General features: G+C 64.1%; 13 protein-coding genes. 9 read left to right on the top strand and 4 right to left on the bottom strand.

The features are described 5' to 3' along the window. The first annotated feature begins 37 nt into the window (after positions 1-37). The 8 genes from NKI73_RS14150 to phnN all read left to right on the top strand — a co-directional run bounded on the left by NKI73_RS14150 (position 38) and on the right by phnN (position 8,862). Positions 38-1,972, top strand: coding sequence for a bifunctional 5-dehydro-2-deoxygluconokinase/5-dehydro-2-deoxyphosphogluconate aldolase (locus NKI73_RS14150; RefSeq protein ID WP_352630581.1), 1,935 nt, complete (start codon positions 38-40; stop codon positions 1,970-1,972). Between the two features lie 33 nt (positions 1,973-2,005). Then, positions 2,006-3,856: a 3D-(3,5/4)-trihydroxycyclohexane-1,2-dione acylhydrolase (decyclizing) gene (gene iolD / locus NKI73_RS14145; protein ID WP_352630579.1), complete on the top strand. Its 1,851-nt coding sequence runs from the start codon at positions 2,006-2,008 to the stop codon at positions 3,854-3,856. A gap of 66 nt (positions 3,857-3,922) precedes the next feature. Beyond that, positions 3,923-4,840, top strand: coding sequence for a myo-inosose-2 dehydratase (gene iolE / locus NKI73_RS14140; RefSeq protein ID WP_352630576.1), 918 nt, complete (start codon positions 3,923-3,925; stop codon positions 4,838-4,840). Positions 4,841-4,897: 57 nt separating this feature from the next. Then, complete coding sequence (locus NKI73_RS14135; RefSeq protein ID WP_352630574.1) at positions 4,898-5,110, top strand: DUF3329 domain-containing protein; 213 nt, start codon at positions 4,898-4,900, stop codon at positions 5,108-5,110. Positions 5,111-5,388: 278 nt separating this feature from the next. After that, on the top strand, positions 5,389-6,201 hold the full coding sequence (iolB, locus tag NKI73_RS14130) for a 5-deoxy-glucuronate isomerase (protein ID WP_352630572.1): 813 nt from the start codon (positions 5,389-5,391) through the stop codon (positions 6,199-6,201). A gap of 152 nt (positions 6,202-6,353) precedes the next feature. Further along, positions 6,354-7,061 (top strand): DUF1045 domain-containing protein, encoded by a 708-nt coding sequence (locus NKI73_RS14125; RefSeq protein ID WP_352630571.1) that lies wholly within the window; start codon positions 6,354-6,356, stop codon positions 7,059-7,061. A 20-nt stretch (positions 7,062-7,081) separates the two neighbouring features. Beyond that, positions 7,082-8,236, top strand: a complete 1,155-nt coding sequence (locus tag NKI73_RS14120; protein WP_352630570.1) for an alpha-D-ribose 1-methylphosphonate 5-triphosphate diphosphatase — start codon at positions 7,082-7,084, stop codon at positions 8,234-8,236. Further along, entirely contained in the window at positions 8,233-8,862 is a 630-nt protein-coding gene (gene phnN / locus NKI73_RS14115) for a phosphonate metabolism protein/1,5-bisphosphokinase (PRPP-forming) PhnN (RefSeq protein ID WP_352630568.1), read from the top strand. Before NKI73_RS14120 ends, phnN begins: the two co-directional genes overlap by 4 nt. 1 nt (position 8,863) lies before the next feature. On the opposite strand, the gene NKI73_RS14110 is transcribed toward phnN, so the two are convergent. From NKI73_RS14110 to NKI73_RS14095, 4 genes are all read right to left on the bottom strand, one after another. Next, positions 8,864-9,763 carry an aldose 1-epimerase gene (locus NKI73_RS14110; protein WP_352630567.1) on the bottom strand — a complete coding sequence of 300 codons (900 nt, stop codon included), beginning with the start codon at positions 9,761-9,763 and terminating at the stop codon, positions 8,864-8,866. A gap of 136 nt (positions 9,764-9,899) precedes the next feature. Continuing rightward, on the bottom strand, positions 9,900-10,895 hold the full coding sequence (locus NKI73_RS14105; protein ID WP_352630565.1) for an ABC transporter permease: 996 nt from the start codon (positions 10,893-10,895) through the stop codon (positions 9,900-9,902). A gap of 62 nt (positions 10,896-10,957) precedes the next feature. Beyond that, entirely contained in the window at positions 10,958-12,496 is a 1,539-nt protein-coding gene (locus NKI73_RS14100) for a sugar ABC transporter ATP-binding protein (protein WP_352630706.1), read from the bottom strand. A gap of 211 nt (positions 12,497-12,707) precedes the next feature. After that, positions 12,708-13,670, bottom strand: a complete 963-nt coding sequence (locus tag NKI73_RS14095; RefSeq protein ID WP_352630563.1) for a sugar-binding protein — start codon at positions 13,668-13,670, stop codon at positions 12,708-12,710. 581 nt (positions 13,671-14,251) lie between these two features. On the opposite strand from NKI73_RS14095, the gene NKI73_RS14090 reads away from it, so the two are divergent. Then, on the top strand, positions 14,252-15,352 hold the full coding sequence (locus NKI73_RS14090) for a LacI family DNA-binding transcriptional regulator (protein ID WP_352630561.1): 1,101 nt from the start codon (positions 14,252-14,254) through the stop codon (positions 15,350-15,352). Positions 15,353-15,429: the final 77 nt, after the last annotated feature.

Below are 15,429 nucleotides of genomic sequence, written 5' to 3'. Positions count from 1 at the left end.
GTGTACCCCAAAACAACAAGGCCGACGGGAGGTTCCAATGAGCGAAGCCGTGGACGCGAAACAGGCGCCGCTCGACGTCATCACCATCGGTCGCGCTTCCGTCGACCTTTACGGCCAGCAGATCGGCTCGCGGCTGGAGGACATCACCTCGTTCGCCAAGTCGGTCGGCGGCTGCCCGGCCAACATTTCGGTCGGGACGGCCAGGCTCGGCCTGCGTTCTGCGCTGTTGACCCGCGTCGGCGACGAGCAGATGGGCCGCTTCATCCGCGAGCAGCTCAAACGTGAAGGCGTCAACGTCGACGGGCTGAAGACCGACAAGGAGCGGCTGACGGCGCTGGTGCTGCTGTCGGTCGAGGACGAAGGCGTCTCGCCGATGATCTTCTACCGCTCGGACTGCGCCGACATGGCGCTGGCGCCGGAAGACATCGACGAGGCCTTCGTCGCCTCGGCGCGGGCGATCGTCGTCACCGGCACGCATTTTTCCCGGCCCAACAGCGACGCCGCCCAGCGCAAGGCGATCCGCATCATGAAGGCCAAGGGCGGCAAGGTGGTGTTCGACATCGACTACCGGCCCAATCTCTGGGGTCTTGCCGGTCATGCCGAAGGCTTTGAGCGCTATGTCAAATCGGACCGTGTCTCGGCCCAGCTGAAGACGGTGCTGCCCGATTGCGACCTCATTGTCGGCACCGAGGAAGAGATCATGATCGCGTCGGGCGCCGATGATTGCCTGAGCGCGCTGAAGACGATCCGCTCGCTATCGTCCGCCACCATCGTCCTGAAGCGTGGCGCCATGGGCTGCATCGTCTATGACGGACCTATCAGCGACGATCTCGAGGACGGCGTCGTCGGCAAGGGGTTCCCGATCGAGATCTACAATGTGCTCGGCGCCGGCGACGCGTTCATGTCCGGCTTCCTGCGCGGCTGGCTGGGTGGCGAAGACCATGCGACGGCGGCGACCTGGGCCAATGCCTGCGGCGCCTTCGCCGTGTCGCGGCTGCTCTGCGCGCCGGAATATCCGACCTTCGAGGAGCTGCAGTTCTTCCTCAAGCATGGCAGCAAGCATCTGGCCCTGCGCAAGGACGAGGCGATCAACCACATCCATTGGGCGACGACGCGCCGGCGCGACATTCCCTCGCTGATGGCGCTCGCCTGCGACCACCGTGTGCAGCTCGAGGATGTGGCGGCGAAGGCCGGCGCCAATCCGGCGCGGATCGAAGAATTCAAGGTGCTGGCGGTCAAGGCCGCGGCGAAGGTCGCCGCCGGACGCGACGGCTACGGCATGTTGATCGACGAAAAACATGGCCGCAAGGCGATGTTCGAATTCGCCCGCCATCCCTTCGCCTGGCTCGGCCGGCCGGTGGAGCTGCCGGGCTCGCGGCCGCTGCGCTTCGAATTCTCGCAGGACATCGGCTCGCAGCTCACCGAATGGCCTGTCGATCACTGCATCAAGTGCCTGTGCTTCTATCATCCCGACGATCCGGCGGCGCTCAAGGAAGAGCAGCAGCAGAAGCTGCGCGCGCTGTTCGAAGGCGCGCGGAAAGTAGGCAGAGAACTTCTCATCGAGATCATTGCCGGCAAGCATGGCAAGCTCGACGATACGACGATCCCGCGCGCGCTGGAGGAACTCTATGGGCTCGGCATCAAGCCGGACTGGTGGAAGCTCGAGCCGCAGGCGTCGAGCGGCGCCTGGGCCAAGATCGAAGCGGTGATCCTGAAGCACGATCCCTGGTGCCGCGGCGTCGTGCTGCTTGGGCTGGAAGCGCCGCAGGACGAACTGGAAGCGGCATTCGCCGCCACCGCCAAGGCGCCCATCGTCAAGGGTTTTGCCGTCGGTCGCACCATCTTCGTCCACGCTGCCGAACAATGGCTGGCCGGCAAGATGTCGGATGAAGAAGCTATCGCCGACATGGCGCAGCGCTTCGAACAGTTGACCGAAGCGTGGCTTGCCGCGCGCGGCCGCAAAGCGGCATAAGAAGCGCGGCACAACGACTGCGGAGGAGACACCATGAGCAAGACAATCCGCCTGACGATGGCGCAGGCGCTGACCCGTTTTCTCAGTAGGCAGATGACCGAGATCGACGGCAACAAGGTCCCGATCTTCGGCGGGGTCTGGGCGATCTTCGGCCACGGCAACGTCGCCGGCATAGGCGAGGCGCTTTATCAGGTGCGCGACGAACTGCCGACCTTCCGCGCCCACAATGAGCAGGCGATGGCGCATGCTGCGATCGCCTACGCCAAGGCCAACTTCCGCCGTCGCTTCATGGCCGCGACCTCTTCGATCGGTCCTGGTGCGCTCAACATGGTGACGGCCGCGGCGCTCGCCCATGTAAACAGGTTGCCCGTCCTGTTTCTGCCCGGCGATGTCTTCGCCAACCGCATTCCGGACCCGGTGCTGCAGCAGGCCGAGGATTTCTCCGACGGCACGGCGACGGTCAATGACTGTTTCCGCCCGGTGTCGCGCTATTTCGACCGCATCACCCGGCCGGAGCAGATCATCCCGGCGCTCAGCCGCGCCATGACTGTGCTGACCGATCCGGCCGAGTGTGGGCCGGTGACGCTGTCGCTGTGCCAAGACGTGCAGGCCGAGGCCTATGACTATCCCGAGAGCTTCTTTGCCGAGCGGGTCTGGTACCAGCGCCGGCCGCGGCCGGACCGCCATGAGCTTGCGGCTGCTGTCGCCGCGCTCAAGGGCGCAAAAAAGCCGCTGGTGATCGCCGGCGGCGGCGTCCTCTATTCCCAGGCTTCGGACGAGCTGGCGAAATTCGTGGCGAGCGCCGGCATTCCGGTCTGCGAGACGCAAGGCGGCAAATCCTCGCTCCCGGACGAGCATCCGCTCAACATGGCGGCGGTCGGCGTCACCGGCACCTCGGCCGCCAACAGGCTGGCCGAAGAAGCCGATGTCGTGCTGGCCATCGGCACGCGCCTGCAGGATTTCACCACCGGCTCGTGGGCGCTGTTCAAGAACTCCGGCAAGACCATCATCGGGCTCAACGTGCAGCCCTTCGACGCCGGCAAGCACCGCGCGCTGCCGCTGGTCACTGACGCGGCCGAGGGTCTGGCCGAACTGGGTGCGGCGCTTAAAGGTTGGAAGGCGCCGGCGACCTGGACCGATAATGCGGCCACCGGCAAGAAGGCCTGGCAAGCCGAGGCCGCCAAGGTGACGGCGTCGACCAATGCCGCCTACCCGTCCGATGCGCAGGTGATCGGCGCCGTGCAGCGCGCGATGGGCTCCGGCGTGACGCTGCTGCATGCCGCCGGCGGTCTGCCGGGCGAGTTGCACAAGCTTTGGCAGGCTGGCGCGCCCGGCTCCTACCACGCCGAATACGGCTTCTCGACCATGGGCTACGAGATTGCCGGCGGGCTGGGCGCCAAGATGGCGAAGCCCAAGGAAGAGGTCGTCGTCATGATCGGCGACGGCTCGTATCTGATGCTGAATTCGGAGATCGCCACCTCGGTGATGCTCGGCCTCAAGCTCACCATCGTGCTGCTCGACAACCGCGGCTATGGCTGCATCAACCGGCTGCAGATGGCGACCGGCGGCGCCAACTTCAACAACCTCCTGAAGGACTCGCGCCACGAGGTGCTGCCCGATATCGACTTCGCCGCGCATGCGGCGAGCCTGGGGGCGATTGCCGAAAAGGTGCCGTCGGTCGCCGGATTGGAAAACGCGCTGGAAAAGGCCAAGAAGAACAACCGCACCACCGTTTTGGTCATCGACACCGATCCGCTTGCCTCCACCGATGCCGGCGGCCATTGGTGGGATGTGGCGGTGCCGGAAGTATCGGCCCGGCCGCAGGTGAACGCGGCGCGCAAGACCTATGACGAGAAGCGGCAGATCCAGACAATCGGCGATTGAATTTTTGCGCCGCCAAGCCCTACCTCCCCCTTGTGGGGAGGGTGAACAAGAAACCGGAGTGACGACTTGAAAGCCAAACTGGGCATGTCCCCCATTGCGTGGTGGAACGACGATCTTGCGGAACTCAGCGATGACGTGTCGCTGGAGGAGTGTTTGCGCCAATCGCGTTCGGCCGGCTTCACCGGCATGGAAATGGGCCGGCGTTTTCCCAACGACCCCGATGTCATGCTGCCGATCCTCAAGGCAGCCGACGTGACCCTGTGCGGCGGCTGGTTCTCCGGCACACTGGTCGACGGGGAGATGGCCGACAACAAGGACCGCATCCAGCCGATGATCGACCTGTTCAAGGCGGTGAACGCGCCTTGCATCGTCTATGGCGAGGTCGGCCGCTCCATCCAGGGCGACCGCTCAAAGCCGCTGGCGACCAAGCCGAAGCTGTCGGATGACGAGATGAAGGCCTATGCCAGGCGGCTCACCGAATTTGGCGAATGGTGTGCCGAGCAAGGCATGCCGCTCTCCTACCACCACCATATGGCGGCAGTGGTCGAGACGGAGCCGGAACTCGATGCCTTCATGCGCCATTCCGGAGCCGGCATTCCGCTGCTGCTCGATGCCGGCCATCTGGCCTTTGCCGGCGGCGACGTGCTGCGCGCCATCGACAGCCATCACAAGCGCATCAGCCATGTTCATGTGAAGGACGTGCGCATGGGCGTGATCGACAAGCTTGACCGCACCAAGCAGTCCTTCCTCGATGCCGTGGCGCTGGGCGCCTTCACCGTGCCCGGCGACGGTTCGCTGGATTTCGGCGCCATCGTGCAACGGTTCGCGGACCATGGCTACGAGGGCTGGTTCGTGGTCGAGGCCGAGCAGGACCCGAAGAAGAACCCGCCGCTCAGGATGGCGCAAGTCGGCTACAAGGAATTGATGCGCGTCATGACCGCCGCCGGCTACACGGTCGAGACGCAAGGCTTTCCCAATGTCTGATCAAGGGAGCCTGATGCGATGGGTTCCCGGCGAAGGCGATTGCTGTAGATTGGCCCAATGAAAGATTACGAACACCCCTTCTTCCGGCCTTTGTGGCGGCGTGTCGCCGTCGTCGCGGTCTGCATCATCTGGTCGATCATCGAGTTCGCCACAGGCACGCCGTTCTGGGGCGTCATCGCGCTTGGTTTCGCCGGCTACGCCGTCTGGCAATTTTTCTACCTCTACAAGCCGGTCGATGAGACCAAGGCCGAGGCCGAACCGAAGGAGTGACTGATCCCATGCGTTGGCGATTAGCTTGCGGCGCTTCTCGCTTCGTCATCCTGGGGCGGAGCAAGGAGCGAAGCGACGCAGCGCAGACCCCGGGATCCATGCCGCGACATCAAAACAGCCGCCGCGGTGCAGTATTCCGTCCCGCTGCGCTCTTGGACTGAGGTTACGGCATGGATCCTAGGGTCTTCGCGACGGAGCTTCGCTCCTGCTTCGCCCTAGGATGACGAAGTTGGGAGACTTCGGCCAATTCTCGAAGATTTGCGATAGGAGAGACAAAAATGTCGAAGCTGCTCGTCAAAGCCAATAAAGGCCATGGCCGGGTCGCCCATGTGACACCGCAAATCGCCGGCTGGACCTATGTCGGTTTCGACCTGCACCGACTGAAGCCCGGCGAGAGCGCGTCCGGAAAAACCGATGATCGCGAAGTCTGCCTGGTGTTCGTCACCGGCAAGGGCACGGCGTCCGCCGGCGGCAAGGATCTGGGCCTGCTTGGCGAGCGCATGTCGCCCTTCGAGGGCAAGCCGTGGTCGGTCTATGTGCCTGAAGGATCGGACTGGTCGGTGACGGCGGACACCGAACTGGAACTCGCGGTCTGCTCGGCGCCGGGCCTTGGCGGCGGTCTGCCGGTGCGGGTGATCACACCGGACGATCTCGGCCAGGAGGTGCGCGGCAAGGGCACCAACACGCGCTACGTCACCAACATATTGCCGGAGGGCAAGCCGGCCGATTCGCTGCTGGTGGTCGAGGTCATCACGCCCGGCGGCCATACGTCGAGCTATCCGCCGCACAAGCATGACCAGGACAATCTGCCCGACGAATCCTATCTCGAGGAAACCTACTATCACCGGCTCAACCCGCCGCAGGGCTTTGCCTTTCAGCGCGTCTACACCGACGCCGACAAGAATGGCCATCGCGCGCTCGACGAAGCGATGGCGATCGAGGATGGCGATGTCGTCCTGGTGCCCAAGGGCTATCATCCCTGCGCCGCCTGCCACGGCTACGATCTCTATTATCTCAACGTGATGGCCGGACCGAAGCGGACGTGGAAATTCCACAATGCGCCCGAGCACGAATGGCTGATGAAAGCCTGACAGGCCATTCTTGAAGACCCGGGGACTGGTCCAGCACGAAAAAATCGTCGGCTAATGACCCGGCCGCACCGTTTTGTTATCGGAAACGCTGCAAAGCTTCGTCAATCCGTCATGGAAATCACCTATGGCAGCGGAGCTGACAAGGACCTTCCATGCGCTACGCCATCTATTTCACCCCCCGGCAGGACGAGCCACTGGCGCGGATCGCTGCCAACTGGCTCGGCCGCGACCCGTTTGGCGCGGCGACAAGGCCGGTCGAGGCGGTGGCCGACCTGTCGGCGGCGGAAGTCGCTTTCCATACCGCTTCGGCGCGCCGCTATGGTTTCCACGCGACGCTGAAAGCCCCTTTCCGCCTGGCCGCCAGCGAGACGGAAGCCTCGCTGCGCACGGCCCTCGACCATTTCGCCGAGGCGACGGCGGTGGTGACCATCCCGCGCCTCGTCGTCAGCCAGATCGACAGCTTCTTCGCATTGGTGCCGGAAGGGCCGCTGCCTCTTCTCAACCGCTTCGCCGATGACGTGGTGCGCGATTTCGATCGCTTTCGCGCCCCGCTGACCGAATCCGAGATTGAGCGGCGCAGCCCGGATTCGCTGAAGCCAGCCGAGTTCCGCAATCTCTGCCAATGGGGCTACCCCTATGTCTTCGAAACCTTTCGCTTCCACATGACGCTGTCCGGCCGTGCGGCGTCACAGGAAAGCCCTCGTCTTCGACTAGCAATCGACAGCCTGTTTGCGCAGGTGCTGCAACAGCCGGTGCTGGTGGATGCGCTGACGCTGTTCGTCGAAACCGAACCGGGCGCACCGTTCATGGTGCTCTCGCATCACGCGCTCGGGCGCCGCCCGGCCAGAAAAACCGCCTGAACAACCAAGGACTGCCTGAAATGACCGCCGAAACTGTTCTCCACAACGCCCGCATCGTTCTTGCCGACGAGATCGTCGAGGGTTCGCTGGTGCTGCGCGACGGCTTTATCGCCGGTATCGATGCCGGCACCAGCCAAGCCAGCGGGAGCGTGGCCGGCGAGGATATGGGTGGCGACTACATCATTCCCGGGCTGGTCGAACTCCACACAGACCATCTCGAAGGCCACTACGCGCCACGGCCCAAGGTGCGCTGGAACCCCATCGCCGCCGTGCTCGCCCATGACGCGCAAGTGGCGACAGCCGGCATCACCACCGTGCTCGACGCCTTGCGAGTCGGCATGGACGAGGATGCCGACCTGACGTCGACCGACATCCGCAAGCTGGCCGATGCGATCGAGGACAGCGTGCAGCAGGATCGTCTGCGGGCCGACCATTTCATCCATCTGCGCTGCGAGGTTTCGGCGCCGGATTGCCTCAAGGCTTTCGCTAATTTCGACGGCGACGAGCGGGTCAAGCTGGCATCGCTGATGGATCATGCGCCCGGCCAGCGCCAGTTCGTCAACCTCGAAACCTATGCCTATTATTACCAGCGCAAGCTGAAGCTGACCGATCGCGACTTCAAACTGTTCTGCGAAAAGCGGATGGGGGAATCGGCGCGCAATTCCGTGCCGAACCGGGCAGTGATCGCCGCCGCCTGCCACGAGCGCGGGATCGTGCTGGCCAGCCATGACGACGCCACCCTTGGCCATGTCGGCGAAGCGATCGAACAGGGCGTGCGCGTCGCGGAGTTCCCGACCACGGAAGAAGCCGCCAGGGCTTCGAAAGAGGCCGGGCTCGGCGTGCTGATGGGTGCGCCCAACGTCATGCGCGGCGCCTCGCATTCGGGCAATGTCTCGGCCCGCACGCTGGCCAGCGACGGCCTGCTCGACATCCTGTCGTCCGACTACATTCCCTTCAGCCTGATCCAGTCGGCGTTCTTCCTCGGCGACGTCGTCGACGGCATTTCACTGCCGCAGGCGGTCGCCATGGTCTCAAAAAACCCGGCCGAGGCGATTGGCCTAACCGACCGCGGCGTCATCGAGCAGGGCCGCCGCGCCGACCTCGTGCGCGTGCGCGTCGACGACCATGTTCCGGTCGTACGCACCGTCTGGCGGCAGGGACGCCGGGTTGCATGATGGTGTCGGCGTTGATCGAGCGTGAATTGTCGGCCGAGATGTTTCCGATCCGTGACGGCGTCTTCGTCGCCGTCGTCGGTCCAAGCGGCGCCGGCAAGGACACGGTGATCGGCTATGCCCGCAGCCGCTTTGCCGACGAGACAAGGCTGGAGTTCGTCCGCCGCGTCATCACCAGGCCGAGCGATGCCGCCAGCGAGGATCACGACACGCTGGCCGACGCCGCCTTCGTCGAGGCCGAAGCCGACGGCGCCTTCGCCATTTCCTGGGAGGCGCATGGCTTGCGCTATGGCATCCCCGCCGATGTCGACTGGTCCGTCGCCAATGGCCGCGTTGCCGTGGCAAACGTTTCGCGCGCGATCATCCCGGTGCTGCGCGAGCGCTATGCCAATCTGGCGGTGGTCGAGATCACCGCCTCGCCCGACGTGCTGGCAGAGCGTCTGGCGATGCGCGGCCGCGAGTCACGCGGCGAAGTGCTGGCGCGACTGGCGCGCAGTGCCAATGTGAGCCTGTCGGGACCTGGCGTCACCTCGATCGACAACAGCGGCCCGCGCGAAGCCGCCGGCGAGCGCTTCGCCGACGTGCTACGCAAGGCGATGGCTTTTTCCGACATGTCGGGCTTGATCTAGGCTAGCCTTCAAGCGCGAAGGGCATGAACGAGACGGTGCCGGCGATGCTTTCGGTCGGGGCAAGCACGATGATGCCCTCGTCCGGATCGTTCCATCCGTCGCGGTGGAAGGCGCCGGAGGCATTGGTCTGCGGCTCGACGCAGAAATACGGTTTCGCAGGATCGGCATAAAGCATCAGGTGCTTGAACATCGGATCGGCCTTGATGCGCAGCCCGACGCCGCGTGTCGGGAAGCGGATCTCGGCCTCGCCGCTCCAGCCGCCATAATCATTGTTGCGCCAGCCGCCCGGCAGAGGCCGGCCATCGGCGAAGTCGAGTTCGGGGGCAAGCGTGATCGGATCGCCGGCAATGCCTTGCGGTTCTTCCAGATAGAACCGCGTGGCGTTGAACCGCAGCGTCACGTCCGGGTCGCGGTCGAACCAGGGATGCAGTCCGAACCCGAACGGCATCGAAACCGGCCCGGTGTTGGTGATCGTCATTCGGACCGCGAGGCTTTCATCGGAGGCTTCGAAAAATTGCGTCGCGCGATAGGAATAAGGCTCGGGACCGGCGGTAATTTCGAGCGACAATCCGGCCCTGTCGGCGGTCGCGTCGGTGACAGTCCAGGGATACTTCCAGCCACTGCCATGCACATTGATTGTTTCGGGGAGATTGTTCGGCTGGACCTGCCAGCGTTTCCCTCCGAACATGAAGGCATTCCCGGCGATGCGGTTGGCGTACGGCATCATCGGGAACATGGCGACGCCAAGCACGTTGCCGGCTTCGCGATCATGGTCGCAAAGCCGGCGCATGAGATCGATGCCGCGCCAGCGCAGCGCGCCCAGGCTGCCGCCGATTTGCGGCGCCAGTTCGGCTTCAAGCGCGCCCGCCTTCAGCATCAACAGTTCAGGTTTCGCGCTCATGGCCTGCCATCCGTCCGCCACCGACATCCGGCATGATGTGGAGACGTCCCGCAATCGCAGAAGGGCGGCAAGGCCGCAACCATTTCATTCATGCCGCCAGGCGCCGACAAACGCGCGGCGCGTCCTGGCAGGGCGGTTATTCCGCGGCGGCGCCGGCGGCGCTTTTGCGGGTGGCATCGACCATCAGCCGCCGTTCCCGGAACACGCCCCATTGCTGGTCGACCAGCACGCCGATGAGGATAACGCCGCCCATCACCGCGAAGTTGAGCGATGACGGGATGCCGAGCAGATTGACGAGGTTCTGCAGCTCTTGCAGCAGCACCGTGCCGAGGATGACGCCGATCAGCGAGCCCTCGCCGCCGCGCAGCGAGAAGCCGCCGAGCACGGCGGCTGCGATGGCGTAGAGTTCGTAGAACTGGCCATGGCTGGCCGGCGATATCGAGCGCGTGTACATGGCGAAATAGATCGCCGACAGCGCCGTCAGCACGCCGCAGATGACATAGGCAGCCATGACGACGCGGCCGGTGCGGATGCCGGAGTATTTCGCCGCCTCCTCGTTCTTGCCGATGGCGTAGAGATAGCGGCCGAACACCGAACGATGCAGCACCACCCACATGACGATGGAAATGACGATCAGCGCGATGAAACTGTTGGGCACGCCGTATGAGCGCCCGGCGGTCAGGAATTCGAGGTTGGGAAAATTCTGGCCGAAGGCGAAGCCGGCGGTGCCGTCAGCGGTATAGAAGCGGGCGACGCCGCGGTAGATCAACAGGCCGCACAGCGTGACGACGAAAGGCTGCAGCTTGAGCCGCGTGATCAGCCAGCCATGCACCAGGCCGATGATGGCGCCGAGGAACAGGATCAGCACGAAGGCCAGCGGCCAGCCCACCTCGCGCACGGCGATGAAGTCGATGAACAGCGTGCCCAGCAGGGCGACCACCGAGCCGACCGACAGTTCGATGCCGCCGGTGATGATGACGAAGGCCTGGCCGATCGACAGGATGCCGAACAGGCCGATCAGGTTCGAGGTGTTGGCGAGGTTGATCGGCAACAGGAAGCGCGGATTGATGATCGCCACGATGGCGCCGACCACCAGGATCAGGATCAGCAGGCCGAGATCTTTCTTGCTCATCGTCTTCTCCCCAATGCCCGCCCGAGAAGGTTCCGGACCGGAACCCGTGGCAAAACAAAAAACTATTTCGGCTGCTTGCCCACCGCCAGCAGCAGCACGTTTTCCTGGCTGAACCGGTCCTTGTCGAGAATGCCCGAGATCTGGCCCTCATGCATGACGGCGATGCGGTCGGACACGCCGATCACCTCTTCCATGTCGGAGGAGATCATCAGCACGGCGACGCCGGCATCAGCGAGTGCACGCATCAGCCCGTAGATTTCCGCCTTGGCGCCGATGTCGATGCCGCGCGTCGGCTCGTCGAGGATCATGACTTTCGGATTCATGGCCAGCCATTTGCCGAGCACGACCTTCTGCTGGTTGCCGCCCGACAGCGTGCCGGTGCGCGTCTGCACCGACGGCGCCTTGATGCCGAGATCTTTCTTTTGCTTCTCGGCGGTGGCGGTTTCGGCGCTGGCCGAAACCAGGGAGCGCCGCGCATGCGCTGGCAAATTGGGCAGCGAAATATTCTGCGCGATCGACAGGTCGAGCAGGATGCCGGTCAGCTTGCGGTCCTCGGGCACCAGGAAGATGCCATGCGCGACGGCATCCGCCGCGGAAGCCAGCACGAGCGGCTTGCCGTCGAGCTCGAGCGCGCCGCCAAGGCTTGAGTCGATGCCGAAAAACACCCGCGCCAGCTCGGTGCGGCCGGAACCGACAAGGCCGGCCAGGCCGAGGATTTCGCCGCGCCTGACGTCGAGATCGACCGGCCGGCCGGGGTAGGCAGGAGTGCGGATGGCCTTGGCCGACAGCGCCGTGGCGCCCGGTGCCCGCGCGGCTTCGGATGCCTTTTCGCGCTCCTTCAGCATGCGGCCGATCATCAGCTTGACCATCTGGTCGTGGCCGATGTCGCTCTTCGGCAAGGTGCCGGCCAGCATACCGTCGCGCAGCACGACGACGCGGTCGGCGACGCGCTCGACCTCGTGCAGGCGGTGCGAAATGAAGATGACGCTGATGCCGTCGGCCTTCAGCGCCTTGATGACGTCGAGCAATTTGTCGGTTTCGGCGAGCGGCAGGCTCGATGTCGGCTCGTCGAGGATGACCAACCTTGCCTCGATCGACAGCGCCTTGGCGATCTCGACCATCTGCTGCTGCGCCAGCGATAGGGTCGCGACCGGTGTGTCGGCGGAAAAATTGGCGCCGACGCGCTTCAACAGCGGCGCCACCATGGTGCGCAGTTTCGCGCGGTCGACGAGCCTGAGCGGCCCGGCGCGCAAGGGCTCGCGGCCGAAAAAGATGTTGGCGGCGACATCGAGATTGTCGAACAGGTTGAGTTCCTGGTGGACGAAGGCGATGCCCGAACCCAGGCTGGCTTCGACGGTCAGGCCCTTGTGGGCGGTGCCATCGACGGTGATCGTGCCGGTGTCCGGCGTGGTGACGCCGCCGAGGATCTTCATCAAGGTCGATTTGCCGGCGCCGTTTTCGCCGACGAGACCGATGACCTCGCCTGGCCTGACCTCCATGGAGAAGCCATCGAGCGCGACGACGCCCGGATAGGTCTTGCGCACGTTCTCAAGGCTGAGGAACGGCGTGATTGCTGCGATGGATGTGTCGGAATAGTTCATCATGCCTGACAGCGATTGGCGATCTCGCAGACTGACTGGCCTGATCGAACCCGTCAATAAAAAGCGAGGCGTTGGCGCTGCCCCTCACCCTTACCCTCTCCCCGTGAAGAACGGGAGAGGGGGATTGCCAGCGTTGGAGCGCGTCCCTTCTCCCCGTCACTATACGGGGGGAAGGTGCCGGCAGGCGGATGAGGGGCGGCGCCGACGACGATCAGTTTCCGGCCATCGCCTTCAGGTTGGCGGCATAGGCGTCGACATCATCCTTGCCGATGATCTTGGTCGGGATGATGATGAGGTTGCCGTCCGGGATGCCCGACTTGTCGCCCTTGAGATAGGCAGCCATCAGCTTCATGCCCTGATAGGCCCATTCGAAGGGCTGTTGCACGACGGTTGCGGCAACGGTGCCTTCCTTGACGCCGCCCAGCGTGATCGGATCGTCATCGAAACCGACGACGGTGATCGAGCCGAGCTTCCCGGCATCGCGCAGCGCTTCATAGATGCGCGGCGTGTTGTAGGAGTAGAAGCCGACCATGCAGGTGACGTCGGGGCTGGCGACCAGCGCGTCCTCGACATTCTTCTTGGCGCGCGCCTGGTCGATGTCGTCGCCGCGCACGTCGATCAGCTCGATCTTGGTGCCGGCCAGACCGTCCTTCATGCCCTGGATGCGCTCCTTGGCATTGTCGGCGCCGAGCAGACCGACGAAGCCGAGGCACTTGCCGCCATCGGGCATCGCCTTCTTGGCGATTTCGGCCGCCTGCTTGCCGGCATCGACGTTGGACGAGCCGATATAGGCGACGCGCTTGGTCTGCGGGGCGTCCGAGTCGGTGGTGAACAGCGCCGTTTCCGAAGCGATCTTGTTCAGCCCGTCGGTCGAGGTCTTGGGATCGACGGCCGAGACCATGATGCCCTTGACGCCCGCCGTCACCAGATCGTCCATCAGCCGCTGCTGGATGGCGACCGAGGACTGCTCGGGATATTTGAGTTCGAGATTGTAGTCCGGCAGTTCGCCTTGCGCCTTCTTGACGCCGGCTTCGGCGGCCTTCCAGAAATCGGAAGCGCCGTTGACGACGAAGGCCAACGTCGGCTTGTCGTCGGCGCGCGCGATTGCCGTGGCCGACAGGCCAAGCAGCAGCGCCGCGGTGGCTACGGATGCATTTCGTATCAAGGATTTCATGTTCAACCTCCCATTTGGCTCAGTCATCAGACTGACCGATCTTGCACTGACCTGATTTTGCCGTTTGCAGCTTGGACGCCCTCCTCCTCAAAGGGTTCCCGGCAACGAAAGAATGACGCCGTTCCAGCCACGATGCGGACCTTAGAGACTCATCCTTCATTCGTAAATAGTCCGATTTGTCAGACATATCACAATATCCGAGACATAGCTCGCGGAGGTAATATCCGCTCGCCATCGGGCCATTTTCGTACTCTCCCACCGCCTCCGGGCCAGTCGGGCCGGACGCGACGGATTGACGGTACAGCGCATTTTTGTATTAGTAAACAGTATTAGTTTGGGGCGACATCAGAGGGCATGATTGCGGTTTCGCGGCGCATCTACCAACGAGCCGCCGCCCCGGCTGCGCCAGGATCCAAGCCTTATAATATTTGTATTCAGGGTTGTGTGGAGATGAATGACGGATGGACCTTGAAGGTACTAATAGATATAAATTCCCGTGGCGACCTCTATAAATCGACAACGTCACGCTATCTTGTCGACCTGACAGGTCGCCGCTAGACAGACCGGGGATTGGGAGTGACATGAGCGAGACCATCGACACGGCGAGACGCCGCAAGGCGCCGGCGAAGAGCGCCAGGGGCCGCGTCACCATGACCGATATCGCCAGGGCCGCCGGCTGCTCGCAGGCGACCGTTTCCTTCGTGCTCAACAACTCGCCCGGCATCAAGCTGTCGCAGCAGACCCGCGAACGGGTGATCGAGGCCGCGCGGACCCTTGGCTATACCGCGCCCGCCTTCGAGGCACTTCACCCGCCGCTTCCGGCGTTCGAGGGACTGGACGGCGTCATCGGCTTCGCCGTCGACCAGCTCGCCACCAGCCCGGAAGCCGTGGTCGCCATCGAGGGCGCGCGCCAGGCCTCATGGAATGCCGGCAATGTGCTTCTGGTGGCGCAGACGCTGGGCGATTCCGTCATGGAGCCGCGCGCCATCGCAGCGCTGACCAAGCGGGGCATTTCGGCGCTGATCTACATGACCATCTTCACCCGCGAGATATCAGCGCCCGACTATCTCTACGGCCTCGACATCCCGGTGATCCTGCTCAACTGCTACACGGCGGACTATGCCTTCCCGGCCGTGGTGCCAAGCGAGATCGCCGGCGGCCAGAGCTCGACCCGCCACCTGATCAGCCACGGCCACCGCCGCATCGCCACCATCACCGGCGAGCCGTGGATGCAGGCCGCGCAAGACCGGCTGAAGGGCTACCGCCGCGCGCTCGCCACCGCCGACATCCCGTTCGACCCCGAACTGGTGGTCGAGGGCGACTGGTCGGCCAGCGCCGGCTACGCCGCGACCGTCAAGCTGCTAGCACTGAAGGACCGCCCGACCGCCATCTTCTGCCAGAACGACCGCACCGCGATCGGCTGCTACGAAGCGCTGAAGGAAGCCGGCCTGCACATTCCGCAGGACATTTCCGTCGTCGGCTACGACGACGAGGAAATCGCCCGGCATCTGTTCCCGCCGCTGACAACCTCGATCCTGCCGCACATGGCGATGGGCCAATGGGCGATCGAACAGCTGGAAGCGCCGGCGGCGCCTGGACGGGGGCGGTATCCGATTACGAAGCTGGAGTGTCCGCTGGTGGAGCGGGAGAGCGTGAGGGGGGTGGTGGCTAACGCAAATTGAGCAGTTGGCGCACCCGACAGGATTCGAACCTGTGACCTCTGCCTTCGGAGGGCGCTATATCGCTTTCGCTATGGTGC

Origin of the sequence: Mesorhizobium sp. M0496 (genome assembly GCF_040321205.1) — a bacterium.
GTDB lineage: Bacteria > Pseudomonadota > Alphaproteobacteria > Rhizobiales > Rhizobiaceae > Mesorhizobium.
This window is presented reverse-complemented; position numbering and strand designations above follow the sequence as displayed.